At 32.8% G+C, this 25,877-nt stretch carries 31 protein-coding genes and 1 riboswitch; of the genes, 5 read left to right on the top strand and 26 right to left on the bottom strand.

The genetic code is table 11. The annotated features are described in order from the left end of the window. Window positions 1–32 precede the first annotated feature (32 nt). From sufB to sufC, 5 genes are read right to left on the bottom strand one after another with little or no spacing between them, the layout of a single operon-like run. Window positions 33–1,430 (bottom strand): Fe-S cluster assembly protein SufB, encoded by a 1,398-nt coding sequence (gene sufB, locus LQ673_RS00665; RefSeq protein WP_025904379.1) that lies wholly within the window; start codon window positions 1,428–1,430, stop codon window positions 33–35. A gap of 46 nt (window positions 1,431–1,476) precedes the next feature. After that, a complete protein-coding gene (sufU, locus tag LQ673_RS00660) occupies window positions 1,477–1,917 on the bottom strand; it encodes a Fe-S cluster assembly sulfur transfer protein SufU (protein WP_025904378.1) in 441 nt (146 codons plus the stop codon). Next, window positions 1,907–3,148, bottom strand: coding sequence for a cysteine desulfurase (locus LQ673_RS00655; RefSeq protein ID WP_037588817.1), 1,242 nt, complete (start codon window positions 3,146–3,148; stop codon window positions 1,907–1,909). Before LQ673_RS00655 ends, sufU begins: the two co-directional genes overlap by 11 nt. Before the next feature lie 25 nt (window positions 3,149–3,173). Further along, complete coding sequence (gene sufD / locus LQ673_RS00650) at window positions 3,174–4,490, bottom strand: Fe-S cluster assembly protein SufD (protein ID WP_037588816.1); 1,317 nt, start codon at window positions 4,488–4,490, stop codon at window positions 3,174–3,176. Between the two features lie 35 nt (window positions 4,491–4,525). Next, window positions 4,526–5,305, bottom strand: a complete 780-nt coding sequence (gene sufC / locus LQ673_RS00645; RefSeq protein WP_025904375.1) for a Fe-S cluster assembly ATPase SufC — start codon at window positions 5,303–5,305, stop codon at window positions 4,526–4,528. Between the two features lie 339 nt (window positions 5,306–5,644). On the opposite strand from sufC, the gene LQ673_RS00640 reads away from it, so the two are divergent. Beyond that, window positions 5,645–5,878 (top strand): hypothetical protein, encoded by a 234-nt coding sequence (locus tag LQ673_RS00640; RefSeq protein WP_025904374.1) that lies wholly within the window; start codon window positions 5,645–5,647, stop codon window positions 5,876–5,878. 480 nt (window positions 5,879–6,358) lie between these two features. Here the strand turns inward: LQ673_RS00640 and LQ673_RS00635 are convergent, their stop codons facing one another. The 9 genes from LQ673_RS00635 to LQ673_RS00595 all read right to left on the bottom strand — a co-directional run bounded on the left by LQ673_RS00635 (window position 6,359) and on the right by LQ673_RS00595 (window position 12,427). After that, the gene (locus tag LQ673_RS00635; RefSeq protein ID WP_025904373.1) at window positions 6,359–6,964 is read right to left on the bottom strand and encodes a short chain dehydrogenase; all 606 of its coding nucleotides are present in this window, start codon (window positions 6,962–6,964) and stop codon (window positions 6,359–6,361) included. Between the two features lie 124 nt (window positions 6,965–7,088). Next, a complete protein-coding gene (locus tag LQ673_RS00630) occupies window positions 7,089–7,919 on the bottom strand; it encodes an N-acyl homoserine lactonase family protein (RefSeq protein WP_191836566.1) in 831 nt (276 codons plus the stop codon). 158 nt (window positions 7,920–8,077) lie between these two features. Continuing rightward, window positions 8,078–8,899, bottom strand: coding sequence for a MetQ/NlpA family ABC transporter substrate-binding protein (locus LQ673_RS00625; protein ID WP_037588813.1), 822 nt, complete (start codon window positions 8,897–8,899; stop codon window positions 8,078–8,080). A 12-nt stretch (window positions 8,900–8,911) separates the two neighbouring features. Beyond that, a complete protein-coding gene (locus LQ673_RS00620) occupies window positions 8,912–9,607 on the bottom strand; it encodes a methionine ABC transporter permease (protein WP_025904371.1) in 696 nt (231 codons plus the stop codon). Continuing rightward, the gene (locus tag LQ673_RS00615) at window positions 9,600–10,625 is read right to left on the bottom strand and encodes a methionine ABC transporter ATP-binding protein (RefSeq protein WP_037588812.1); all 1,026 of its coding nucleotides are present in this window, start codon (window positions 10,623–10,625) and stop codon (window positions 9,600–9,602) included. Before LQ673_RS00615 ends, LQ673_RS00620 begins: the two co-directional genes overlap by 8 nt. Before the next feature lie 76 nt (window positions 10,626–10,701). Further along, window positions 10,702–10,808, bottom strand: a riboswitch (SAM riboswitch). Between the two features lie 29 nt (window positions 10,809–10,837). Next, on the bottom strand, window positions 10,838–11,161 hold the full coding sequence (locus LQ673_RS00610; RefSeq protein ID WP_025904369.1) for a thioredoxin family protein: 324 nt from the start codon (window positions 11,159–11,161) through the stop codon (window positions 10,838–10,840). After that, window positions 11,118–11,522, bottom strand: coding sequence for a toprim domain-containing protein (locus tag LQ673_RS00605; protein ID WP_025904368.1), 405 nt, complete (start codon window positions 11,520–11,522; stop codon window positions 11,118–11,120). The genes LQ673_RS00610 and LQ673_RS00605 overlap by 44 nt, the downstream gene beginning before the upstream one ends. A gap of 103 nt (window positions 11,523–11,625) precedes the next feature. Then, window positions 11,626–12,006 carry a glycine cleavage system protein GcvH gene (gene gcvH, locus LQ673_RS00600; RefSeq protein WP_025904367.1) on the bottom strand — a complete coding sequence of 127 codons (381 nt, stop codon included), beginning with the start codon at window positions 12,004–12,006 and terminating at the stop codon, window positions 11,626–11,628. A 67-nt stretch (window positions 12,007–12,073) separates the two neighbouring features. Continuing rightward, a complete protein-coding gene (locus LQ673_RS00595; RefSeq protein WP_025904366.1) occupies window positions 12,074–12,427 on the bottom strand; it encodes an arsenate reductase family protein in 354 nt (117 codons plus the stop codon). 141 nt (window positions 12,428–12,568) lie between these two features. On the opposite strand from LQ673_RS00595, the gene LQ673_RS00590 reads away from it, so the two are divergent. Then, window positions 12,569–12,889: a thioredoxin family protein gene (locus LQ673_RS00590; RefSeq protein ID WP_037588811.1), complete on the top strand. Its 321-nt coding sequence runs from the start codon at window positions 12,569–12,571 to the stop codon at window positions 12,887–12,889. A gap of 51 nt (window positions 12,890–12,940) precedes the next feature. Here LQ673_RS00590 and LQ673_RS00585 read toward each other — a convergent pair whose 3' ends face one another. From LQ673_RS00585 to LQ673_RS00575, 3 genes are all read right to left on the bottom strand, one after another. Further along, window positions 12,941–13,480, bottom strand: coding sequence for a nitroreductase family protein (locus LQ673_RS00585; RefSeq protein WP_191836565.1), 540 nt, complete (start codon window positions 13,478–13,480; stop codon window positions 12,941–12,943). 128 nt (window positions 13,481–13,608) lie between these two features. Next, window positions 13,609–14,346, bottom strand: coding sequence for a type I 3-dehydroquinate dehydratase (aroD, locus tag LQ673_RS00580; RefSeq protein WP_191836564.1), 738 nt, complete (start codon window positions 14,344–14,346; stop codon window positions 13,609–13,611). Between the two features lie 112 nt (window positions 14,347–14,458). Continuing rightward, entirely contained in the window at window positions 14,459–14,872 is a 414-nt protein-coding gene (locus LQ673_RS00575; protein WP_025904362.1) for a universal stress protein, read from the bottom strand. A gap of 271 nt (window positions 14,873–15,143) precedes the next feature. Between LQ673_RS00575 and LQ673_RS00570 the strand changes: the two genes are divergently transcribed. Beyond that, entirely contained in the window at window positions 15,144–15,938 is a 795-nt protein-coding gene (locus LQ673_RS00570) for a DUF4352 domain-containing protein (protein ID WP_126476607.1), read from the top strand. A 69-nt stretch (window positions 15,939–16,007) separates the two neighbouring features. Here the strand turns inward: LQ673_RS00570 and LQ673_RS00565 are convergent, their stop codons facing one another. After that, the gene (locus LQ673_RS00565) at window positions 16,008–16,190 is read right to left on the bottom strand and encodes a CsbD family protein (RefSeq protein WP_037588806.1); all 183 of its coding nucleotides are present in this window, start codon (window positions 16,188–16,190) and stop codon (window positions 16,008–16,010) included. 86 nt (window positions 16,191–16,276) lie between these two features. Beyond that, window positions 16,277–17,239, bottom strand: a complete 963-nt coding sequence (locus LQ673_RS00560) for a DMT family transporter (RefSeq protein WP_191836563.1) — start codon at window positions 17,237–17,239, stop codon at window positions 16,277–16,279. 139 nt (window positions 17,240–17,378) lie between these two features. Between LQ673_RS00560 and LQ673_RS00555 the strand changes: the two genes are divergently transcribed. After that, window positions 17,379–17,795, top strand: a complete 417-nt coding sequence (locus tag LQ673_RS00555; protein WP_025904358.1) for an organic hydroperoxide resistance protein — start codon at window positions 17,379–17,381, stop codon at window positions 17,793–17,795. Between the two features lie 58 nt (window positions 17,796–17,853). Here the strand turns inward: LQ673_RS00555 and LQ673_RS00550 are convergent, their stop codons facing one another. From LQ673_RS00550 to LQ673_RS00530, 5 genes are all read right to left on the bottom strand, one after another. Then, entirely contained in the window at window positions 17,854–19,254 is a 1,401-nt protein-coding gene (locus LQ673_RS00550; RefSeq protein ID WP_191836562.1) for an MFS transporter, read from the bottom strand. Window positions 19,255–19,450: 196 nt separating this feature from the next. Then, a complete protein-coding gene (locus LQ673_RS00545) occupies window positions 19,451–20,383 on the bottom strand; it encodes a nucleoside hydrolase (RefSeq protein ID WP_025904356.1) in 933 nt (310 codons plus the stop codon). A 47-nt stretch (window positions 20,384–20,430) separates the two neighbouring features. Continuing rightward, a complete protein-coding gene (locus tag LQ673_RS00540) occupies window positions 20,431–21,591 on the bottom strand; it encodes a DUF4352 domain-containing protein (protein ID WP_191836560.1) in 1,161 nt (386 codons plus the stop codon). Window positions 21,592–21,756: 165 nt separating this feature from the next. After that, window positions 21,757–22,293, bottom strand: coding sequence for a hypothetical protein (locus LQ673_RS00535; protein WP_191836559.1), 537 nt, complete (start codon window positions 22,291–22,293; stop codon window positions 21,757–21,759). 74 nt (window positions 22,294–22,367) lie between these two features. After that, entirely contained in the window at window positions 22,368–23,057 is a 690-nt protein-coding gene (locus tag LQ673_RS00530) for an MBL fold metallo-hydrolase (RefSeq protein WP_191836571.1), read from the bottom strand. A 142-nt stretch (window positions 23,058–23,199) separates the two neighbouring features. On the opposite strand from LQ673_RS00530, the gene LQ673_RS00525 reads away from it, so the two are divergent. Further along, window positions 23,200–23,601 (top strand): NUDIX hydrolase, encoded by a 402-nt coding sequence (locus LQ673_RS00525; protein WP_025904352.1) that lies wholly within the window; start codon window positions 23,200–23,202, stop codon window positions 23,599–23,601. Here LQ673_RS00525 and LQ673_RS00520 read toward each other — a convergent pair. After that, complete coding sequence (locus LQ673_RS00520; RefSeq protein WP_103361536.1) at window positions 23,598–24,098, bottom strand: GNAT family N-acetyltransferase; 501 nt, start codon at window positions 24,096–24,098, stop codon at window positions 23,598–23,600. The two genes, LQ673_RS00525 and LQ673_RS00520, sit on opposite strands and share 4 nt — an antisense overlap. 150 nt (window positions 24,099–24,248) lie before the next feature. Further along, window positions 24,249–25,877, bottom strand: a complete 1,629-nt coding sequence (locus tag LQ673_RS00515) for a peptide ABC transporter substrate-binding protein (protein ID WP_191836558.1) — start codon at window positions 25,875–25,877, stop codon at window positions 24,249–24,251.

The raw sequence follows: 25,877 nt of genomic DNA, 5'->3' as shown, positions 1-25,877 counted from the left end.
AAATAAGAATCGCATAAGGACGGGTGTTAAGCCTATCCAATTGAACCTTCCATTTCGAATTTGATTAGACGGTTCATTTCTACTGCGTATTCCATTGGTAATTCTTTTGTAAATGGTTCGATGAAGCCCATTACGATCATTTCAGTTGCTTCTTCTTCTGAAATACCACGGCTCATTAGGTAGAATAATTGTTCTTCAGATACTTTAGAAACTTTCGCTTCGTGTTCTAATGAAATGTTATCGTTCATGATTTCATTGTAAGGAATTGTATCTGATGTAGATTCGTTATCCATAATTAATGTGTCACATTCAATGTTTGAACGTGCGCCAGTTGCTTTACGTCCGAAGTGTACTTGACCGCGGTAAACAACTTTACCACCATTTTTAGAAATTGATTTAGAAACAATTGTTGATGACGTATTAGGCGCTTTATGAATCATTTTTGCACCAGCGTCTTGAACTTGTCCTTTACCTGCAAGCGCGATAGATAAAGTCATACCTCTAGCGCCTTCTTCAAGTAAGAAACAAGATGGGTATTTCATTGTTAATTTAGATCCTAAGTTACCATCAATCCATTCCATCGTACCATTTTCATATACGAAAGTACGTTTAGTAACTAAGTTATAAACATTGTTAGCCCAGTTTTGGATTGTTGTATAACGGCAGTATGCATCTTTCTTAACGATAATTTCAACTACAGCTGAGTGTAATGAATTAGTCGTATAAACAGGTGCTGTACAACCTTCTACATAGTGTACTGAAGAACCTTCATCAGCAATAATTAATGTTCTTTCAAATTGACCCATGTTTTCAGAGTTAATTCTGAAGTAAGCTTGAAGTGGTGTTTCTAATTTTACGCCTTTTGGTACGTAAATGAATGATCCACCAGACCAAACTGCTGAGTTTAATGCTGAGAATTTATTATCTGCAGCTGGAATAACACTTGCGAAATATTCTTTGAATAATTCTTCATTTTCACGTAATGCTGAATCAGTATCTTTGAAGATAATACCTTGTTCTTCTAAGTCTTGTTCCATGTTGTGGTAAACAACTTCTGATTCATATTGTGCAGATACACCTGCAAGATATTTTTGTTCTGCTTCAGGAATACCTAATTTATCGAAAGTATTTTTGATTTCTTCTGGTACTTCATCCCATGAACGCTCAGAACGTTCTGATGGTTTAACGTAGTACGTGATTTCATCAAAGTTTAACTCTGTTAAATCGCCACCCCACATTGGCATTGGCATTTTGTAAAATTGTTTTAATGATTTCAAACGAAAATCAAGCATCCATTGTGGTTCGTCTTTCATTTCAGATATTTTTTTAACGATTTCTTCTGTTAAACCTCTACCTGAACGGAAAATAGAAACGTCTTCATCATGGAAGCCATATTTATAATCTCCAACTTCTGGTGATTTTTTAGCCATTTTCTTCACTCCTCTTTTATAATAGCGTTCGCCCATTTTTCAAAAGTTACGCGTTATTTTGCTCTTTTGTTCCTTTTTCAAATGCTTTCCATGCTAAAGTAGCGCATTTGATTCTTGCTGGGAATTTAGATACACCTGATAGTGCTTCTATATCGCCCATTTCTTCTGTAATATCGTAGGATTCACCAAGCATCATGTTTGAGAATTCTTGACTCATTTCTAATGCTTCTTCGATTGTATGACCTTTAACCGCTTCAGTCATCATAGATGCGCTAGACATTGAAATAGAGCAACCTTCACCTTCAAACTTAGCATCTTTAATAACATTATCTTCTACATCTAATGTTAAGCGGATGCGATCTCCACATGTAGGATTGTTCATATCTATTGTTAGAGAGCCATCTTCAAGAACGCCTTTATTACGAGGATTCTTATAGTGGTCCATAATGACAGAACGGTATAGTTGATCTAAATTGTTAAAATTCATAAGAGAAAAACTCCTTCGCGCCATTTAGTGCCTGAATGAGTTGGTCAACATCTTCAGTAGTATTATAAATATAGAAACTTGCTCTTGCTGTTGATGATTGGTTTAACCATTTCATTAATGGTTGTGCACAATGGTGACCTGCTCTTACAGCTACGCCTTCAGAATCTAATGCTGTTGCTAAGTCATGTGGGTGAACACCTTCTACATTAAATGTAATTAATCCAGCTCTTTTATCAGGAGTAGGTCCATATATTTCAAGTCCATCAATTTTAGACATTTCATTGTAAGCATAGTTCACAAGATCATACTCATGTTGATGAATGTTATCTAAACCGATAGCATCAATATATTTAATCGCTTCAGCTAAAGCAATTGCTTCAGCAATAAGCGGTGTACCAGCTTCGAATTTCGTTGGTAAGTCTGTCCATGTTGCATCTTCTAATCCAACAAAGTCAATCATATCTCCACCAAATTCGATTGGTTCCATCTTATCTAATAAATCACGTTTACCATATAAGACACCTATGCCAGTAGGGCCTAACATTTTATGACCACTAAAGCTAAAGAAGTCTACATCTAAATCTTGAACATCCACTTTCATATGTGGTGCTGACTGGGCACCATCTACTGCAATAACAGCATTATGACGATGTGCGACTTCTGCAATATATTTAACATCATTGATTGTACCTAATACGTTAGACACATGAGCGACTGCGACAATTTTAGTTCGATCATTGATCGTACTTTCAATTGCCTCTCTTTCAAGTTCGCCACTTTCTGACATTGGAATAAATTTAAGTTTAGCACCTGTTCTTTTAGCAAGCTGTTGCCATGGCACGATATTCGCATGATGTTCCATTTGTGTGACAACAATTTCATCACCTTCAGAAACATTTGCATCACCGTAACTATGCGCCACTAAGTTGATTGCTGTTGTAGTTCCTCTAGTGAACACAACTTCTTCAAAATATTGTGCATTTATAAATCTTCTAACAGTTTCTCGTGCTTTTTCATAAGCATCCGTAGCAAGTGTACCTAGTGTATGCACACCTCGGTGAACATTAGAGTTATAACGGTTGTAGTAATCTACAATGCTATCAGTGACTTGAGTAGGTGTTTGACTTGTGGCTGATGAATCTAAATACACGAGTCTACTACCGTTAACTTGTTGTTCTAATATCGGGAAATCTTTTATAATTTTTTCTACATTAAATGTTGATTCGGCCACATTATCAGACCTTTCTGTGCCTTTTTTATATTTGTGTTGTTACTTTTAATTCAATAACTTCACGTAATTGACGTTTAACGTCTTCGATTGGCAATGCAGATACAACTGGATCAAGGAAACCGTGAATAACTAAACGTTCTGCTTCTTCACGAGAAATACCTCTACTCATTAAGTAATAAAGTTGAGTTGGATCTACTCTACCTACTGAAGCTGCGTGTCCTGCTGTTACATCATCTTCATCAATTAATAAGATTGGGTTTGCATCTCCACGTGCTTTTTCAGATAACATAAGAACACGAGATTCTTGTTGAGCATCTGCTTTCGTACCACCGTGTTTGATGTAACCAATACCATTAAAGATTGAAGAAGAACTATCTTTCATAACACCATGTTTCAATATGTGACCATTAGATTCTTTACCATATTGAATGATTTGTGTTGTGAAGTTTTGTTTTTGTTCTCCACGACCAACTACGACTGTTTTTAAGTTACAGTTTGAACGGTCACCCATTAAATAAGTCGTGTTGTCGTTAATTGTACTACCGTCATTCATTAAACCTAAAGCCCAATCGATTGTCGCATCAGCTGCTGCTGTACCACGACGGATAATGTGACCAGTAAAGCCTTTATCCATGAAATCAACTGTACCGTAAGTAATGTTTGAGTTTGCACCAGCAATTACTTCAGAAACGATGTTTAATTGACCTTCGTTTGAAGATACTGTAGATAAATAGTTTTCAACGTAAGTTAATTCTGCACTTTCTTCAGTTACGATAATCGCATGGTTGAAGAAACTTGCATCGCTATCATCATGTAATACAACGTATTGAACAGGGTCTTCTACAACAACGTTTTTAGGTACGTATACAAATACACCACCGTTAACTAATGCTGCGTGTAAAGCTGTTAATCTATGTTCATCAACTTTAACTGCGTCTGTCATGAAGTATTTTTGTACTAAATCACTATTTTCAATTAAAGCTGTTTTTAAATCTTTAATTACAACGCCTTGTTCGACTAATTTTTCATCTACTTTAGTAAAAGCAGGTGTATTATTATGTTGAACAATTAAGTTTGTAGCATTTTCAGTATCGATAATTTTACGAACTGATTCTGGTAAATTGTCGATAGTATCAAATGTTTCACTTGTAACAGCATGTGTTTTGAATGAATCAAAATCCCATCTGTCAATTTTTGTTTTGTCTGGTTTAGGCATTTCTAATGTATCTAATTTTTGAAAACTTTCTTTTCTTAAATCAGTCATCCATTGTGGTTCATTTTGAGATGCTGAATAATTAACTAAGTCTTCAACGTTAATATTTAACTTTGTTTCAGTTGCCATTTATACTCCTCCTACTTGACTATCATGATCATATATTATTCAGCGTTAATTGTTTCGTCTTTAATGTTAAGTTCTTCTTTAATCCACTCGTAACCTTCTGCTTCAAGACGTTTTGCTAATTCTTCGCCACCTGATTTAACAACTCTACCTTGCATCATAACGTGTACAAAGTCAGGTGTAATATAGTTTAATAATCTTTGATAGTGAGTAATAATTAAACAACCAAAGTCTTCTCCACGCATTTTGTTAATACCTTTTGATACAACTTTTAATGCGTCAATATCTAAACCTGAGTCAATTTCATCTAAAATTGCAAATTTAGGTTCTAACATCATTAATTGAAGAATTTCGTTACGTTTCTTCTCACCGCCAGAGAAACCTTCGTTTAGGTATCTTTGAGCCATATCTTGGTCCATTTCTAATAGATCCATTTGTTTATCTAATTTCTTAATGAATTGCATTAAGTTAATTTCATCGCCTTCTTCACGTTTAGCATTAATTGCAGAACGTAAGAAATCAGCATTTGTTACACCAGAAATTTCTGATGGGTATTGCATAGCTAGGAATAAACCAGCTTGCGCACGCTCGTCAACTTCCATTTCTAATACATTTTCACCATCAAGAAGTACTTCACCTTGTGTTACTTCATAACTAGGATGGCCCATGATTGCAGATGATAAAGTTGATTTACCAGTACCGTTAGGTCCCATGATTGCGTGGATTTCACCTTGTTTAATAGTTAAATCTACACCTTTAAGAATTTTCTTACCTTCGATTTCTACGTGTAAATCTTTGATTTCTAATATTGATGCCATATTATTTTTCCCTCCAGAGAATTTATTCACATTTAAAAAAGATAACCCTACATTATCTTTTCTAGTTTATAATAATTTTAATGTAACGTCAAAGTTTGCTGTGAATCTTTACCCTTAATATTATAACGTAGTTACACGGGCAAATAAACATTTTCGCTTTATTTATATAGAAGAAACTGTTCATATAAAGTATTTTTCTGAAATGTTTTTCAAATGATAATCATTTCAATTAATTCTCAATTTATAAATATTCTATTTCAACGTCTTCCGAATGCCTTTCTATCCAATATATACTATAATGATGATAAATAAATATGCAGTTTATGAAAGGAAAATTACATGAAACGCTATGAACAATTTGCATTCGTTATAAGTGCAATATGTGCATTTATACTTTTATTAAATTTAGTCAATGTTATTAATTTGAGTAGTCTTTTAAACACATTATTAACAGCTGCTACAATTGTTACAATCGCTACATTCAACGTTAGAAATTACAGATTTGTCGGTATCATTTTATATGCCATTGCCGTATTTATGCTCATCATTTATTTCTTTAACGGATATATTTAAGTATTGATTATCGCACGATATCTACCAGTCTTCGTGCGTTATGCCCTTATTTTGTACCCTTGCGCACGATATCTCTCAGTCTTCGTGCGTTTCGCCATTATTTTGTATCCTAGCGCACGATATCTACCAGTCTTCGTGCGTTATGCCATTATTTTGTACACTTGCGCACGATATCTACCAGTCTTCGTGCGTTATGCCCTTATTTTGTACCCTGGCGCACGATATCTCTCAGTCTTTGTGCGTTATGCCCTTATTTTGTACCCTGGCGCACGATATCTACCAGTCTTCGTGCGTTATTCCCTATTTTTTTACCCTGGCGCACGATATCTCTCAGTCTTCGTGCGTTATGCCCTTATTTTGTACCCTGGCGCACGATATCTCTCAGTCTTCGTGCACCTTGACCATATTTTCATCTCTACTAAAACAAAAAGCAGTCGAGTCTCCGTTTACATCGGGAGAACGACTGCTTTTTCTCAAATATTATTCATAAACTCGGTATGTTTGACCCGAATGAATACCCTCTACACTTTTCAAGTATGCTTTAGCGGCTTTTTTAGCTGGGACTGCTTGATAACCTTTAAAGAAATCACCATAATCTTCGAGTGCTTCTTCAATTACATTTGGACTTACATTATTAATTCTTAAATCGCGTTTTAATTCATATGCAGCTGATTTCACAAATGCTTGAATACCACCACCAGCCATTGCTGATGAAACGCCACCTTTGATTGGTTCGTCCATAATAACACCAGTTGTTAATGTGAAACTTCCGCCATCATTAATATAATGTTGTCCGATCAGTACTAAGTTGATTTGTCCAAGTAATTTACTTGTAACAGCAACTTCATTTGATTCAGGTGTTAAGTCAGATAAATCATCAAAATTCGCTGCACCTGCAGTAGAAACAACTGCATCTACATTTTGAATTTGTTCAAACATTAATTTAATATCTTCTACATTCGACATATCCATTTGATAGTCACCTGAGTTACGTCCAACTTTCACAACTTCATGTCCATTTGACGCAAGTTCTTCTGCCACTGCTGAACCAATAGTACCATTAGCACCAACTAATATAATCTTCATAATTTACCACCTTTTCATTTAATTAAATAAATTTTAACTATAAATGAAAGCACACACAAACATAATGCCCAAAGATGAGTAATAATACAAAAAAACATCTAACCTTATGGCTAGATGTAATGTCTTATAAAATTATAGTTTGTGGTTCAGTATTATCATCATGATTGGCTATTGCTTTTATACAGTTTTTATCTTCTGAAATATACTTAACCCAATTTAAAGATTCTTGAGCATCTTTTCTATTAACTAAAACTCCGGGTAAAATATTTCTTTCCCATGATCTATTTGCATATCCAACATCAGATGCTAAAAGTACAAATTTATCTTGTCCCTCTTTTTTCACCAACGTTGCACATAACCCTTTACTATGTCCAGGACACCATACCATTTGTAACGTGCCATCTCCGAATAAATCAAATGAATATCCTTTAGGACCTATATTTGTGTAACTTAATTTAAAAGTAGATAAATCTACATCTTTCCATTCATGAGGAAGGTAATGCATTTTATCCGATTTAATCGCTTCATTTTCAGGTTCACTCAGTAATATTTTTTTAGCATTTTTTACATGTCTTAAACCATCCGCATGATCGCAATGCATGTGACTCATGAGCACATAATCAATATCATCAATTTCATAACCTAAGTTTCTTAATTGTTCATGAACAGCTTGACCTTTTGGAAGAGAAGCTTTATTCACAGGATACTGAAATAAAAGATTTTTCTTTTGATTAACTCTATTGTCAGTATGCCAACCTGTATCAATTAAAACTAACCCTTTAGGATGTTCAATTAAATAAACAGATACTGGTAAAGAAATTTGGTGCTTTTTATTCCTAAATAAACCAGTCCAAGCAATAGGATTTCTACTAGAAGTACTAAAAGGTAAAGCTTCATCTACAATAACAGTTCCAGTGTGTAGAACATGAATTTTTATATCATTTACCAATTTCATCACCTCACGTTTATATATCAAATATATCACATTATATTATTAAAGTTAGGTTTACAGCTAATACCATGTAGTTACTATAAGTAATTTTTCTCAAAGAGTTTTTCTACTCATAAATACAAAAAACATCTAACCATATGGCTAGATGTTTTTTAAATTTCTTACTTAGCTGCGATTACAGCTCCGTCGTATTTCTTGTTGATGAAGTCTTTAATTTCTTTAGATTGTAAGACTTTCATTAAAGCTTTAATTTGTTTGTCATCTTTATGACCTTTTTGAACTGCAATTAGGTTTGCGTATGGTGAATCTTTTCCTTCTACTGCAATTGAATCTTTAAGTGGATTTAATCCTTGTTCGATTGCAAAGTTAGAGTTGATGATTGTAGCATCACCTTCGTCTGCTTGATAAGATTTAGGTAAAAATTCTGCTGATTGTTTATTGTTGAATTTAATGTTTTTCTTGTTTTCTACGATGTCATCAAATGTTGCGTCAACTGGTTTAACACCGTCTTTGATTTTGATTAATCCTTCTTTAACGAAGAATGAGATGAATCTACCTTCTTCTGCTGGATTGTTTGATACATAAACTGTTGCATTTTTTGGTAAGTCAGATAATTTTTTGTATTTTTTAGAGTAAACTGCCATTGGCTCTAAATGTACGTTACCAGCTGATTCAATTTTATATCCTTTTTCTTTTGATTCAGTTTTTAAGTATGGTGTATGTTGGAAGAAGTTTGCATCAAGTTCACCTTTATCTAATAATTTGTTAGGTGTTGTGTAATCATTGATTGTCTTGATTTCTAAGTCATAACCTTCTTTTTTAAGAAGTGGTTTAGCTTCTTCTAAAATTTCAGCATGAGGTGCTGGTGATGCACCAATTTTAATTGTTTCATTCTTTTCTTTCTTGTCGCCACTACCGCCACCACAAGCTACTAGCACGACTGTTAAAATTGAAATAAATAATAACCCAAATACTTTTTTCATTTAAAACACTCCTTAACGTTTATCAATTCTTTTTACAATTAAATCTCCAATAAATTGGATAACAAAAACAATAATTAAAATAAAGATTGTTGAAATTAAAATGACGTCATTTTGATTTCGTGTAAATCCAGTTAGGTAAGCTAAGTTACCTAAACCACCTGCACCAATTACACCGGCTATAGCAGTTGATCCAACTAAAGCAATAGCTGTAACTGTGATTCCCGATACTAAAGCAGGTAATGATTCTTTTATTAATACTTTTCGAACGACTGTCCAAGTAGTAGCACCCATTGAAACTGCCGCTTCAATAACACCTTTATCAATTTCTTTCATGCCGATTTCAACAAGTCGTGCATAAAATGGTGATGCACCAATAATCAATGCTGGTAAAGCGCCTTTAGGTCCACTAATTGTACCTAGTAAGATGTCCGTAAAAGGTAGTAATAATAATATTAAAATGATAAATGGAATAGCTCTAAATAGGTTCACGACAAATGAAACGATTGAATAGAACACACGTGAACTTTTAGATGTTCCTCTTGATGTTAAAAATAGTAAAGTTCCTAAGATTAATCCAAATACTAAAGTAAATACTGTAGAAATAATCGTCATATATAACGTTTCATACAATGCTTCCCATACAGCATCCCATCGTACGTTAGGCATCGTGACCATTTCTGTTATGATATCTCCAAATGATTTATTCACCTACGTTCACCTCTACTTTCACGCCTAGATTATTCAATTCTTGCTTAATTGCTTCTTTAGAATAATCTCCTTGAGGTAAATGAACGATCATATGTCCAAATGTACCGTTTTGAGTTAATTTAACGTCACCTTCGATAACATTAATATCGATATTATAAGTTTTTATAATTTTCGCTAATACTGGATCAGAACTTGTTCCACCAACGAAGTTTAACTTCCAAATTTCACCATTTGGTTGTTCTTTCTTAAAGTCTTGTAAAGTTCTTTGTAAATCATCTGCTTTAAGATCATCTTTAACAAATCGTTGTGTAACATATGTTTGAGGGTTATTAAATACGTTAATAACTTCACCCTCTTCAACAAACTTACCGTTCTCCATGACTGCTACATGATCACAAATTTTTCTAATGACATGCATTTCATGTGTAATCAGTATGATTGTTAAATCCAGTTCTTTATTAATATCTACTAATAAATCTAATATTTCATCAGTAGTTTGCGGATCGAGTGCACTTGTTGCTTCGTCACATAATAAGACATGCGGGTCATTAGCTAGTGCACGGGCAATACCTACTCTTTGTTTTTGCCCTCCTGATAGTTGTGAAGGATAGGCATTTTCGCGTCCTTCTAAACCAACTCTTTTAATGAGTGCTTTTGTTCTCTCATTAATTTCACTTTTAGATACACCAGCGATTTCTAATGGAAATGCGATGTTATCTTTAACTGTTCTAGACCAAAGTAAGTTGAAATGTTGGAAAATCATGCTTACTTTTTGTCTTTTCAATCTAAGGTCTTGCTTCGATAATTGTCCGATGTTCGCACCGTCAACAATTACCTCTCCCTCAGTAGGTGTTTCTAGGCCGTTAAACATACGTATAAGTGTACTTTTACCTGCACCAGAAAATCCAATTACACCATATATACTTCCTTTATCTATTTTTAAGTCAACATGGTCAACAGCTGTTATGTCACCTTTTTTTGTTTTGAAAGTTTTAACAACTTTATTTAACTCGATCAAATCTGTTGCCTCCTAATCTCTAAATTAAAAACGCCTCACTCTTAAAATAAGAGAAAGGCGTCAAAAATTTGTCTTTCTCTCATCTCCAAAAGTTAACACTTTTTGTGAATTGGCACCATTTCATATTTATATGACGGTTGCCGGGCTTCAAAGGGCACATCCCTCCACCACTCTTGATAAGAGTTATTACGTATTTAATTAAATTCATACTATCATGATAAGTTTTTATCGTCAATAACTTTTTGAATATTCTCTAATATATACGGAACAGACTGAAAGGCATAGATTCGACGGATAACTTGATCTTTATGCATGATAAAAAGTACGGGTACTGACATGATTTCAAATTCTTTACAGAATTCTGGATAAAAATTTAAGTCACACTTATTAATAGGTAATTGTGATACTTCGTTTGCAATATCTAACATGCGTTCTGATATTTTGCACGTTCCACATGTTGGCGTATATCCAAATAATAAATGGATATCTTTATCAAAATGCTTGTATATATCGTTCAATATTTCTGTGTGTTTCATGGTAACGATACTTCCCTTTCAATACAAAATCATTCTTAACTATAAATCCATGATAGTTTAACACATTCGCTAAATATTGTCTTGGACAGCGCGCTACTTCAGAAAATGTAGAATCAATATAAATATGCTGGCTTTCACTCGCATATTTCTTAAACCATTTTCTAATTTTCTTACCTTCCTTATCTTGATCTACTAAGACATATACTTGAGAACCGTATATCTCTTCTAGTAGCTCATCCATTTTTTCGACACCCATCGTTCCATGGGTACAAATGATATGAACATGATCATTTAATACTTCTTCCACTCGTTTTTTATCAGAAATACCTTCTACGATTATAATCTTTTTAATCATCGCCATGAATATCACCTTCTACAAATGAGATAGTATTACTGTTCAGTTTCATGATAAATATTTCAAAAAAACTCCATGACACATCAGTATCGTGGAGTTTAATGTTATGTTATTCACCTATCATTTCGCTATAAGCGTCTGCATCTAATAATTCATCTAATTGAGCTTTATCAGATAGTTCAACTTTGACCATCCAAGCTTTATCATATGATGATTCATTAACAAACTCAGGGCTGTCTTCTAGTTCTTCGTTTACTTCAACGACTTTACCAGATAGTGGTGCATATAGTTCAGAAACTGTTTTAACAGATTCTACACTACCGAATGAATCTCCACTAGTTAATTCGTCACCTTCTTCTGGCAACTCAACAAACACGATGTCCCCTAATTCTGATTGAGCAAAATCAGTAATACCGATTGTTACGATATCTCCATCTACTTTTACCCATTCATGTTCTTTTGAATATTTTAACTCACTAGGCACTGTCAAAGTAATCCCCTCCTATATGTAATTCAATTATAATCATGACATAAAGCCATTATTCAAGCAACTATTTTTATAACCAAGTTTGACGATATTCGTCTTCTTTAAATCCAAGTGTCACTTTATTTCCTAAAACGGCTAAAGGTCTTTTAATTAACATGCCATCAGATGCTAATAAATCAAACTTTTCGTTGTCTGATAAATCATCCATTTTATCTTTTAATCCCAATTCGCGATATTTAGCGCCTCGAGTATTAAATAATTGATTAACATTTATGTCTGTCCCATCAATGATATCTTTTAATTCTTTAGCTGTTGGTGTTAATTGAGTAATATCAATCGGTTCAAAACTGGCACCGTTCATTTCTAAGAACTTTGCTGCTTTTTTACAAGTTGTACAATTAGGATATTGATAAAATTTTATCATGTCTTTACCTCCATATGTCTATTTAATTTTATTATAACAATATTAGTACAGAACATGTAGTAATGAGTTAAATATTTTTTTAAATATTAGAAATAAGATATACTTACCTTATAATCATTATTTCTAAGGAGCAGAATAAATATGAGAACAATAAGTCAATATGCTGAATTTGAAGAAATTACACAAAGCGATGAACCAGTTGTCGTTAAATTCTTCGCAGACTGGTGTCCAGATTGCACAAGAATGAATCAATGGATTGATCCAATCATCGATGAATACAATCAATACAATTGGTATCAAATCAATCGTGACCAAGTTCCTGAAGCAGCAACTGAAAATGATGTAATGGGTATCCCAAGTTTATTAGTATTTAAAAACAACGAAAAACTTGCACACTTACATTCAGCAAACGCAAAAACACCAGAAGATGTTAAAGCGTTCTTAGCTGAGAACTTAAAATAATCATATTAAAACCCACAATTGAGTATAAGAACTCAGTTGTGGGTTTCGTTATTACCACTCAGTGATTAATGATCTATTTTTTCTTTCGGCCGCTTTTACACTTGAATCTTTTTCAGTTAAATATAAAAATCCACATACATCTTCATCATCCTGAGCGCCGACTGTTTTTCTAAATGATGGATTAAATATAAATGCAGGTGTTTTCCAACATGAACCCATTCCCTCATCATGCATCAATAACATTAAATTCTGTACAAATGCGCCAATTGCCATTTGATTTTCAAGATTTTCTTTTTGTCTTGAGTCTCTTTTTGACAAGATGACAAACATGCCACCAACTTTAGTCACTTTATTGATATATTTTTCTTGTTTAGCTGGATCGTTAACAAATGCTGATTGTGCTACTTCTTCTGCAAATTCAGGAATTTGTTTTTTATTGATATACACAAGTCTCCAAGGTTCTCTCATACCATGGTTTGGTGCGTATGTTGCTAAATCAACTAAAGAAAATACTTTTTCTTCGTCTATATACATATCATAATCATATTTTTTGACGCTTCTTCTTTCTTCAATCGCTTTCTTTAATTCCATTATTTACACTCCTAATTCATTGATAATTATTATCAATTGTATCATAAAATAAAGAAGCGAGATAGAAATCTAGAATTATCCTGAAGATTTCTACACTCGCTTCATCATTATTATGCTTAATAATGTGATTAATTTTGATATAAAGCTAACTGTTCTTTAATATCTTTAACATGAATTTGACCTGGTGCCGCTTCTTTACCTACGAAACCATAAGTAAATTTAGATCCAAACATACCACCAGTTATTCTTGTCATCTTACCTAGTTCACCCATAGATATACCAATTACATCAATATCTAACTTATGAAAAGCTCTATTCATAGCATTTAACATCGATAATAAATGACGTTCGTTCTGTGGCATCACAGCTAATTTACCAATATCTGCACCTAACTCTGCCATTTTCTCATATGTGACAAACATTTCTTCAACGTCAGGTGTTGATTTAAAGTCATGATGTGAAATAATAATTTTCACATCATTATGCTGAGCTTTCGTAATGCAATTCATAAGATTATCTTCATACGTATCGAGTTGAATATCGACGTATTCAGCTTTTTTGTTACATATAATATCTTGCATGATTTTGTAATAAGTTTCATGATCAAAGTCACCATGACCACCTTGCCCTACTGAACGATAAGTGAACAGAATTGGCGCATCATAATATGCACTTTTAAATTTCTCTAATGTTTCATTAATGTTTTCAATTGAAGTATTTTTTAAAGTATCTGCTCTAAATTCAACAATATCTATTGAATCCTTATGAGCATTGAGTTCTTGCACTGTTTTTTCAATATCATCTTGAGTTTCTAATGAAATCGTTGCAACGATATACGGAAACGCTTTCTTTTGTCCATCAGTCATAGTCATTCCTCCAATATGCTTCTATTTTCATTTTACATGAGTCGAGGACTTTTTTCTATGAAACGATGCATGATGATTCAAGAAATCTATTACTTAAATCAATGTGTGCTTACTACTTCACAATTAATACAGGAATTTTAGCTCTTTTAGCGACTTTATGGCTGACACTTCCTAATACCATTTTATCTGTGTCTTCTGCTTTTCTATTACTCAACACAACGATATCAAAATCACCACTATTTGCTCTATGCACTAATTCTGTTTTAGGATTCCCTTTCGCAAATTCAATTTTATATTGAATGTTTTGTTCATGGAAATAATCTAAGACATGTTTCATAGCTTCTTGGCGTTTTTCTTGAATTTCATCTAAATGAACACCCATTCTTACTGAAGCTTGAAGGTCTTTATCAGCGACAACATTCAGTAATGTAACCTGAGAACCTTCTCCTACGAGGTGATTAATTTGTTCTAAAACCTTTTGATTTTTCATTTCTGTATCAATGCCAAACAAAATATTTTTATACATATTTATCACTCCTTTATTACTATATTACCCCCTTTTGCATAAAATTTACAAACATTCATATTCTACAAAATCATTAAATATTAAAGTACTATAAATTTTTTATAAATTTAATAATAAGCCTAGATTTATTTCCCAGTTTACTATAAACTAAAAATAATTAATAAATAACACAATTGTTTATCAATAGTTGAAAACTTTCACACAAGAATTTCGATTAAGTGGAAACAATAATTTTTTATTAAAATAAAGTAATGAATAAGGGGGAAATATTATGGCTAATTCTAATCAATCAGATCAGAATCCTTTTAATCAGAACACCTCAGAACAACAAAATAATCCATTTAACGAAACAAATGGTAACAATCAGCAACAACAATCGGGAGACGGCAATGGCTCTAGTATGAAACCTTGGTTATTCGGCTGTGGTGGATGTTTAGTTATATTCATTATTTTAGCTGTTATTTTAGGTGCATGCGCTGCTGGTCCAATTAAAGACCAAATCGATGAGTTCACAAACAAAACTGAAGATAATTCTACTGAAGAAAACTCAACAGAAGAAGAAACAACTGAGGAGTCTACTGAGGAAGAAACGACTGAAGAGTCTACTACTGAAGAATCTACAACTGAAGAAAAAACAGATGAAGATGATAATGATTCATCTATCATCGATAGACAAACATCAGTTGGTAACGGGATTAGTGCAATCGGTACAAAGATTACAGTTGAAAGAGCAGAATTTGTTACTCCACCATCTGACGGAACTAAACCTTTAAAAGATAAAATATTAAAAGTTAACTACAAACTTGAAAATATTAATAACTCTAGCCTAATCGTTGGAGATGCTAACTTCGGTGTTACTGCTGATGGAAGCAGAGTTTCAAAATACTATGGTATGAATGACAAAAATGATGGATTCTCATTCAGTCTAAAACCTGGAGAATCTGATACTGGTTATGTATACTACGATGTTCCTGAAGCGGATCAATATGACGTACAATTACAATTACGTTCATCTGATAAACGTTACAAAATGAAATGGGAAATCGATAAAGACGATGTAAAGTAAATAAAAAGCCATTAGACAGTCAACGTGTCTAATGGCTTTTCTTATGCTTTAAATAAATTAGAAAATGTATTATTTCTTAAATTTATCGATTACTTCGTTCGCTTTATCTTTAACATTTTCTACTGCTTCTTTAGCTTTACCTGAAGCTTTATCTTTTTTACCTTCAGTTTCTAAGTCTTTGTTATCTGTTGCATTACCAACTGTTTCTTTAATGTTACCTTTTGCTTGTTCGAATTTGCTTTCGTCTGCCATTTTATATCACCCTTCATTAAACGTTATTGAATGATTGACCATTCGTATATGTTTTACCCTGTAAAAGGATTTTTAAACATCTCACTTCATGATTTTTTGAAAATTTTACCAATAGAAATATGATCGATAAAACTATATATACACATACCTATTATAATGAGTGCTAAACCTACCATACTTAGACCATTTGGTAACGGTAAGCCTAGGAGAATCATTTCACCAATAATGGCAAATACAACTTCCAAAGATTGCGTCGCTTCAACGGCTGCTAATTGTTCTTGGTTATCATTCACAATATTTGTAGCATAGAAAAATAGAATTGTTGCGATGATGCCCGAAAATAGTGCGACGATAAATGCTTGTACAACTTGACTAGAAGAAGGTAATCCTTCTTTAAGTACACCAACAATAAAAATGACTACCCAAATAGGCAATGTGACTAACGTCATACCAAATACACGTTCAATTGTACCGAGCTCACCGTTCACAACTTGCATCATTTTTCTATTTCCTAAAGGATAACTAAAGGCTGCAATTAAAATCGGTAAGAAACCTAATAAAAATAAATTCATTTTAATTTCACTTGCTTGAGGAATTTGGATAATGATAATACCGATAAACATAATGCTTGAAATCAATAATGAACGCCATGGAATTTTATGTCTAACGATTGTTTCTTTACCATTTATAACAACTGTTTCTACAAATAATGGCGCGAGAATCATACCGCAAATAATTGTTATTTGCCAAGTACCTGAAATCAACCACCCTGGGCTATACTCTGCTGAAAAAGTTATCGGTACATAAAATAATACAAACCCAACTGCACTCCATATGAACCAAGCCTTTTTCTCTTGTTGAATATGCTTTAAAACAAACTTTGTTCTACCTTTGATGAGTACAAACAAATATAAAAATGGCAGCATAAAAATAAAACGTAAAGAGGAACTAAAATACCAACTTCCACCATCATTAGCCATCATATGATTAACGACAAATGTAACTGCAAAAAATAAAGCTGCCAAGACACCTATTAATATTGCTTTCATGTTGTGACCTCTCTTATTTTGATAATGTATATTATTTCATATTTCCGACAATTTATATATGAAAATTTATAATTTATAAATGATTTAAAAAACAATATACGGGTAAATAGATAATATACTTTAAAGGAGGTATTTTTTTATGGCAACTCATTATGAAACAAAAGCTACAAACACAGGTGGACGTAAAGGTCATGTTTACACTGACGATAAAGCAATCGATGTAGATGTATTACCACCACAACAAGCAGATGGTAATGCCACTAATCCAGAACAACTTTTCGCAGCAGGCTACGCTTCATGCTTCAACGGTGCTTTTGATTTAATTTTAAAACAAAACAAAGTTCGTGATGCTGAACCAGAAGTTACGTTAACAGTTCGTTTAGTAGATGACGAAAATGCTGAAAGTCCTAAATTAGAAGTAGATATTGCCGCTAAAGTAAAAAACGTATCTCAAGAAGACGCAGAGAAATATTTAAAAGCAGCGCATGATTTCTGCCCATACTCTAAAGCAACACGTGGAAATATTGACGTGAATTTAGAAGTAGAAGCTGTTTAATTGAATATAAGTCACATAAATAAGGACTGAGACAAATTTTGTCTCAGTCCTTATTTTTTTATGATTTATTTGGTTCTTCGTGATTCCACCATAATGCATCTTTCGGATTTTCATAAACTTCTTGTAAGTCTTCTTTATTATCAATATTAGGATATGATCCTCTTAATGATTTATTAGACGTTGTCTTAAACATAAATAAGAAAATGACAAGTCCAACGACATTAATCAATGTTAAATAATAAGATGGTGCAATTTTTTGACCAGTTGTTTCGACTAACGTTGTTAAAATAAATGGTGTTAAACCACCAAATATCGCTGCGCCAATATTGTAAACAAGTGATAATGTTCTTAATCTCACTTTTGTATAGAAAATACTTGGTAATACAGATGGCATAACGCCTTCAAATGTAGACATAAACAGTGCAATGATAAATAGTCCTAAAATAACAATCGGTATTGAAGGAATACTCATTAACCAGAAGGCTAATACTGAGAATAAACTAAATCCTATTAATCCAAATAAAATGGTATTTTTATTTCCAACTTTATCACTGTACCAACCAAAGAAGAATACTGCTGGTATCATTGCTGCCATCGTTAACGTACTCAATATACTACTCATCGTACCACCTAAATCTAAAGTGCCATTTAAAAATGACGGCATATATGATAATACCATGTAATTAGCAACGTTTAAGAAAGCTACACCTGCGAAACAAACAATGATATCTCTCCAATATTTTCTGAAGATATCTTTATAAGAGTATTCAAGCTCTTCTTGCTCTTCAAGTGTTGTTTCATAAGCTGGACTTTCATCCAAATTATTTCTCAAATAGACACCTATAATACCAAGTGGTGCAGCTATAATGAATGGGATTCTCCAGCCCCAAGCTGCCATTTGATCATCACTCAATAGAGCATACATAATACCTACTAATGCAGCGGCTAAAATACTACCTGATAAAGTACCAATTTCAAGTCCGCTACCAAGTCTACCTCTCGTCTTATCTGGTGAAATTTCTGCAATATAAGTCATTGCACCGGCATACTCACCACCAGTAGAGAATGATTGAATCATTCTAATAATTAATAATAAAATTGGTGCCCAAATACCGATTTGGTGTTGTGTCGGTAATAGTCCTAAAGCAAGTGTAGATAAAGCCATCATAATAATTGTAGTTGAAAGGACAACTTTACGACCATGTTTATCTCCTAAATGACTAAAGAATATACCACCAATCGGTCTTACTATAAATGCAAAAGCAAATACCGCAAATGTTGATGCAAGCTGAATTTCTTTTGGCATATTACCAAAGAAATTCATACTGATAATGACGGCTAGTTGAGCGTATAGACCGAAGTCAAACCACTCAATCGCATTACCAATACCTGTTGCAACGACCGTTTTTTTCGTTTTACTGGCGTCGACAACATTAACGTTCTTTCTTTTAAATTTCATAATTATAAACACTCCCCATTTTGTCTATATAATCATATAACCTAATAAAATGGTTTTAATCAGAAAATTCACTATTTTATGAGTTGAACAGTGTTGAGCCCTATCATTATGCAATTTAAAATTTTAATTTTTTCATAAAAAAACTTCATTCAGCTCGCTATTTTATCCTAACGACACTGAATGAAGTGCTTATTTGTTATATTTTTTTAGCTAAATCTGTCATGTAATCAAAGAATCCATCTCTATCAACATCATTAATGATATTAATCATTCTTCCTTCATCACTTTTGAATGTTCTACCTTGACTAGGTCCATCTGTAATGACAGATACTTTATGTGATTCTTTCTTAACGAGTTCAGGTTTCCCAACATAAGCTGTTGTTAATACATCCCATAAGAAATAAGTTGAATTTGTTACAAAATGCGTTAATGGAGGCACAAGCGCATAACATATACCTAAGAAATCAACACCTTCATATTGTCTTTCATTCGCCCATCGTTTACGTACGTCTGGTGTTAAAGGTACTTTATTCGTGCTTTCTAATGCTACAATATCAATCGGTAATTGCGTATCAAAAACAGTCTTTACTGCTTCTGGATCCCAAAAAGCATTCCATTCAGCTGTACCATCATGTTCAGGTTCTTCAACATTACCTTTATTCAACAATGTACCACCCATCCATACAACTCTTTCAATACGACTTTCAATTCTTGGTTCAACTTTCAAACTTTTAGCTAAATCTGTTAACGGTCCCGTAAACAGCATTGTTACCTTTTCAGAACTATTCATTACCTTTTCAATGATATCTTCATATGCTTCTTTTTCAGAAATTGTAGAATTTACTTCAACATCTTCATTTAACATTGGCATCGCATCTACAAAGAAGGCATGCATTCTCCAATCTTTAGGAAATGGATTTTTCCCTCTTTCTTTCGAAGCTGCGACATTTAGTTTTTGTGATGAAAATCGATTAATGATTTTACAAGAAGCGTTTGTTGCCGGTTCTACATAGCTATCTGCACCAATTGCACTTACACCTATCAAATTAACATCTTCCATTTGTAATAATAAAAATAATGAAATTAAATCATCTACGCCACCATCATGGTTGAAATATACAGTCGTCATTTGGTTACCTCTTTCTTATGTTACGCATAAATTGTTCATTTGATTAACTAACGTTCTTTTTGTTCATTTGAATTATTTTGAGATTGTCTTTGCTCTGTTGATCTTTCTTTTGCTTTTTGTGCTGCATCTTGAGCTGCACGATCTTTCTCTCTTTGTGCCTCTTGATCTCTTTGTTGTTGCTGTTGTTTTTCACGTTCAGCTGCTGCTTGTTCATCACGTTTTTTCTGCTCTGCTGCTGCTTTTTCGTCAGCTTCTTGTTGTTTTTGTTCAGCTTCTTCAGCTTTTTTATCCGCTTCTTCTTGACGTTTTTCTTCTTCCTCTTTAGCTGCCTTTTCTTCTTCAGCTTTCTTCTCTGCTGCTTCTTTATCTGCTTTTTCTTTAGCCTCTTTATCCGCTTCTTCTTGTTTACGTTTTTTCTCAGCTTCAGCTTTTTTCTTCTCTTCATCCGCGTTATTGTTAGGTTGTTGAACCGTTCTTTGCTCATAAGTTGGCGCTTCTTGAGTCGAATTGATTTCTTCAGTTGGATTCTCTTTAGGCGTATTATCTTTAATATCCTTATCATTTATACGCCAATTAGCATTATACGTTTTCTTAGAAGTTTCATAATTCATTTTAACATCATATTTATCAGCGTCCGCTACATCATAGTATAAATAACTTGATTTGCTGTCATCTTTATCAAGTTGATGTTGGAATCCACCTTTATTATCTTTCATACCATTAAATTGCGGTTGTACCGCTCCACCAATAGTTAGTTGAAAATTAGAATTATCGATTAATTTTTTATCTTTTTCTAAATTTTTGAACTTATAAGTGACTTTAAGAATTTTGCCATTTTGTGAATAAGAATAACCGTCATCAGGTTGAACAACTTCTGCTTTCGTAACGGTCACTTCTAGACCATCAACAATAATTTTATCACCTAGTTTGATATTTTTTAATTCTTTTTTAGGTGTGTCGGAAACATGTTTAACAGCTTTAGGCTTATCTTCCTTAAATAATTGTTTATATGAATATTCTTTATCGAATGACAGACTGACAAATATACATACAAAACTAATCACACCAATTACAAATAGTAAAATTGTGCTCACTAAATAGCTACTATACTGTTTTTCTTTAGCATATTTAACGACTGTAATAATCAAAGTCGTTATAAAGGCAATCGAAATAACAACCCATAATAACGCAAAAAGTAGACTACTCATTTTTTCTCTCCTCTACAAATGATTAATAATTTCATCATAGCAAGAATTATTCAAAATAATAGTACAAAATCAAATAATTATTAACTATAATTGACCTATTTATATATGGCTTCACTTAAAAAAACAGGTTAAAAAATAAATTCAAAACCTGTTTATGTAATACCTTTATTTTTCTAATTTTTCAAAAGTTATTTCATATAAATCTTTATCATCCATATTCACAAAATCATCGATGGATATTCTATATTCATTGGAAGATCGTTTTTTAGAAACTTGACCATCATACTTCAACTCAATTGTCATATTCGTTTCAAAATAGTGATTGTCGATTGTCTTCTTAAATTCATTAAAGACTTTTTGGTTAAGAGGAATTAAATAGAATTGATTATTAGGTAAAATATTAATATGTTTACGTTGTATCACTTCATCGCCATTTAACTTTAAGACGACTTCAATATTTTTAGCAGAACCGCCGCCTAAATTTAATAGCTTAAAAGCCGTATTTAAATATTCATGATCAGACGAAGTTAAATTCATCACTTTAATACCACTTTGTTTCTTCTCCAATATAATCTGATCAAAAGATAAATAAGGTATAAATGATATTTTAATTTGGCGAATTTGAATCATGACGGATATAAAATATAGAATCGCCATAATAAAGGTCCCTATAGAACCAATCGCTTGAATAATATTAATCATGCGCTCACCTCACAATATAACCTTGTCCTAAATTATACCCATTTGTATAGGTGTAAATCATAGATTTATAATCTTCAAGCTTTCTCTAACAATCCGCCGTGGAAACAATAATATTTCTCAGCATTTAAATCTTTAATTTTCTTTAAGGAATTTTCTGCGTCTTCTAAATTCATACTATATTCAGGATTTGCTACGTTTAAAGTCTCTCCTTCTTTCACAGCAGCATCTCCAGTAATGACGCTATTGACTGATTGTATATATAAAGAAATATGCCCTGACGTATGTCCTGGTGTCGCAATAACTTCCACTTCATTATTTAATATGAGCGCCCCATTTGTAACTTCTACATCAACATCGACATGCTCTAATTCCTTTAGCATATTAACAAATTCTTCACCATATGGTTTTTCATCTTCTGACATTTCATTTAACAAATCTTCAGCTTGAATCAATCTTTCTGATTTAGCATGTCCACCTATATATTTAGCTTCTACAAAGCTACTTATAATTTGTGTATTAGGATATTTATCTTTAAAAGCTTTTAACGCACCGATGTGGTCATCATCATAATGTGTAATAATAATATTTTTCAAATTTTCTATATCGTAATTTAATCGCTTAATTTCTCGTTCAATCTTATCCATGAAACCTGTATAACCTGTATCAACGAGTGTCAATTCTTCATCTTGGATGATAAGTGTAGGATGTATTTCGTAGTTATCTCCTTCATAATCAAAATTTATATTTAACTGTTCTACTTTAATAGGCATAAAAGTTCTCCTTTATAAAATGACGTATATTTATATACATTTAAGGTAATTATATGACATTTTAGTCATTTAATCATAAAATATTATTTGTACGACTTTTGATTAAATAGAATCTAATTTTCACAGGAGGTTACTTATGGTTCCAAAACATATTGTTTCAGCTGCTTGTATTGTCTTAAATGACGAAGATAAAATATTACTCATAAAAGGTCCTAAACGTGGCTGGGAAATGCCTGGAGGTCAAGTTGAATTGGGCGAACCTTTATATGATGCGGCAATTCGCGAAGTTAAAGAAGAATCTGGTGCTGATATCGAAATTATAAGATTTTGTGGTATTTTCCAAAATACGAAAAGTTCTATCGTCAACACGTTATTTTTAGCGCGTTATACAGGTGGCACACTTCAAACAAGTGACGAAAGTTTAGAGGTAGGCTTTTTTACTTATGATGAAGTTATGAATATGGTTACTCGACAAACATTCAAAGAAAGGTTCGAGTACTGTTTAAATCGTACTGAACCTTTTGTTGTTTCATTTTAATATTCTTCTTTTAAAATACTATAAATCAATGAATCTCTGTAGCCATCTTTAAGCTTAATATCTTGTCTTAAGATGGCTTCATGTTTCATACCTAGCTTTTGTAGTACAATTTCAGATGCTGTATTACGAATATCTGTTGATGCCCAAATTCTATTAAGTTTCAATACTTTAAAACCATATTTAATAATCGTTCTACCAATATCCGTTGCGATGCCGTTACCCCAATAATCAGGATGAATGATATAACCAAGTTCTCCACTTTTATTTTTCGTATCACATACTAATTGCACTGCGCCAATGACTTTATCATGTTCTGCATCTACTATGACGTTGTACATCCAGTTCTCATCTCGATTTAATAACATCTCAACAAATGCTTCTGTTTCTTCATATGTTTGCGGCTCCCATGCTTGATATTGACTCACTTCAGGTAAAGCATTATATGCATGAATATCTTCTATATCTGATCGTTTCAAATCCCTAGTATAGTAATCCATTTAAAATCCTCCAATGATGATATGTAATTTAATGATTGGGAATATCTTATCATAATTTTCAAACTATACAAAACTATTCTTATAAGAATACTCAACTTTATAAAAAAATAAAGTGCTAGGACATTGAATCATGCCCTAGCAATATATAAATTATCTATCTAATTTTACATGTTTGTACTCTTTCGTACCTACGTAATGAATGATACGACCGTGAACTTCTTTTTTTGTTAATCTTGCTTTACCTTTTTGATAAAGCGGGATAACCATTGCATCATTCAATAACATTTCTTCTCCTCTAGCGAGTTCTTTCCATCTCTTGTCTGGATCTTGAAGTAATGAAGATTTACCTTCGTTGATAATTTTGTCGTATTCAGGGTTACTATATCCCGTTTCACCTTTAGTTGTTTCACTATGGAATAAATCTAAAAACGTCATTGGATCTGGATAATCTGGTCCCCAACCTGTAATTGCTACATCATAATCACCTTTTTTAGTCAGTGCTATTTTCTGTTTGTTCGGTTGTTGTTTAATCGACATTGTTACACCAGGTAAATGTTTTTCAACTTGTTCTTTAAAATACTCTGCATCTTTTTTAGCATTATCTTGATCAAATGTTAAAAATTCTATATCTATTTTATCTTTACCTAATGCTTTTTTAGCTTTTTTCAATGAAGCTTGTGCTTGTTTAACATCATACGTATAAGGTGCATTGACTAACTTGTTATAATCTTCTTTTTTCTCATTAGTAAATACTTTTTCAGGTGTAAATGTATCTATCGGTTTCGAACCATCATTTAAATTATGTTCTACGTAAGATTTTTTATCGATTGCTTGAGCGAGCGCAGCACGTAAATCTTTATTTTGTAAGTCTTTATTCGTTTGCGTATTAATTTGAATATAATAAGTAGCAGATTCTAAATTCGTATCAAAGCCTTCTTTATCTTTGTTAGATTCGACGTTTTGAGAACTTAATTCTGTTGTATCCACTTTATCATTATTATATAAATTGAGTGCCGTTTGTTCGTCTTTAATGACTCTATAATTAATGCCTTTAAGTGAGACATGATCTTTATCCCAATAATGTTTGTTTTTCTTAAGCGAGTAATTATCTTCAACTTTCCAACTCTTCATTACAAACGGTCCACTATATAACGTCTTATCAACAGTCGTTCCATACTTACTGCCTTGCTTTTTAACAAACTTTTCATTCAATGGCATGAATGTTCCAAACGTTAATAGCTCTTTATAATAAGGTAACTCTTGATTGAGCGTTAACTGTAAAGTATGGTCATCAATTGCTTTCACACCTAATTCTTCAGGTTTTTTCTCACTTTTGTTAATCGCTTCAGCATTTTTAATATCATACATGATGTATGCATATTCTGATGCCGTCTTTGGATCTACAACCCTTCTCCATGAATAAACGAAATCATGCGCAGTAATAGGATCTCCATTAGACCATTTCGCGTCTTTTCTTAAATTAAATGTCCAAGTCTTCCCATCATTTGATTTTTTAGGATCACCAGTTGCGATTGCTGGTTCTGCTTTATCATCTTTGTCCAAACGATATAACCCCTCTTGTGTCGCATTCATTACTTCAAAAGCACCAGCTTCAACAGCCAAACTAGAATCTAATGTCGTTAAATCAGACGGTGCAATTAAACGTAGCGTATCCTTTGAATCACCACTCGCACCATCACTATCCCCGCCACTACTACAACCAGCTAAAAATAACGCTAACACTAATACATAAATCCCCACTTTATAAATATTTTTCAT

Source organism: Mammaliicoccus sp. O-M54 (assembly GCF_022386035.1).
GTDB lineage: Bacteria > Bacillota > Bacilli > Staphylococcales > Staphylococcaceae > Mammaliicoccus > Mammaliicoccus sciuri_A.
This window is presented reverse-complemented; position numbering and strand designations above follow the sequence as displayed.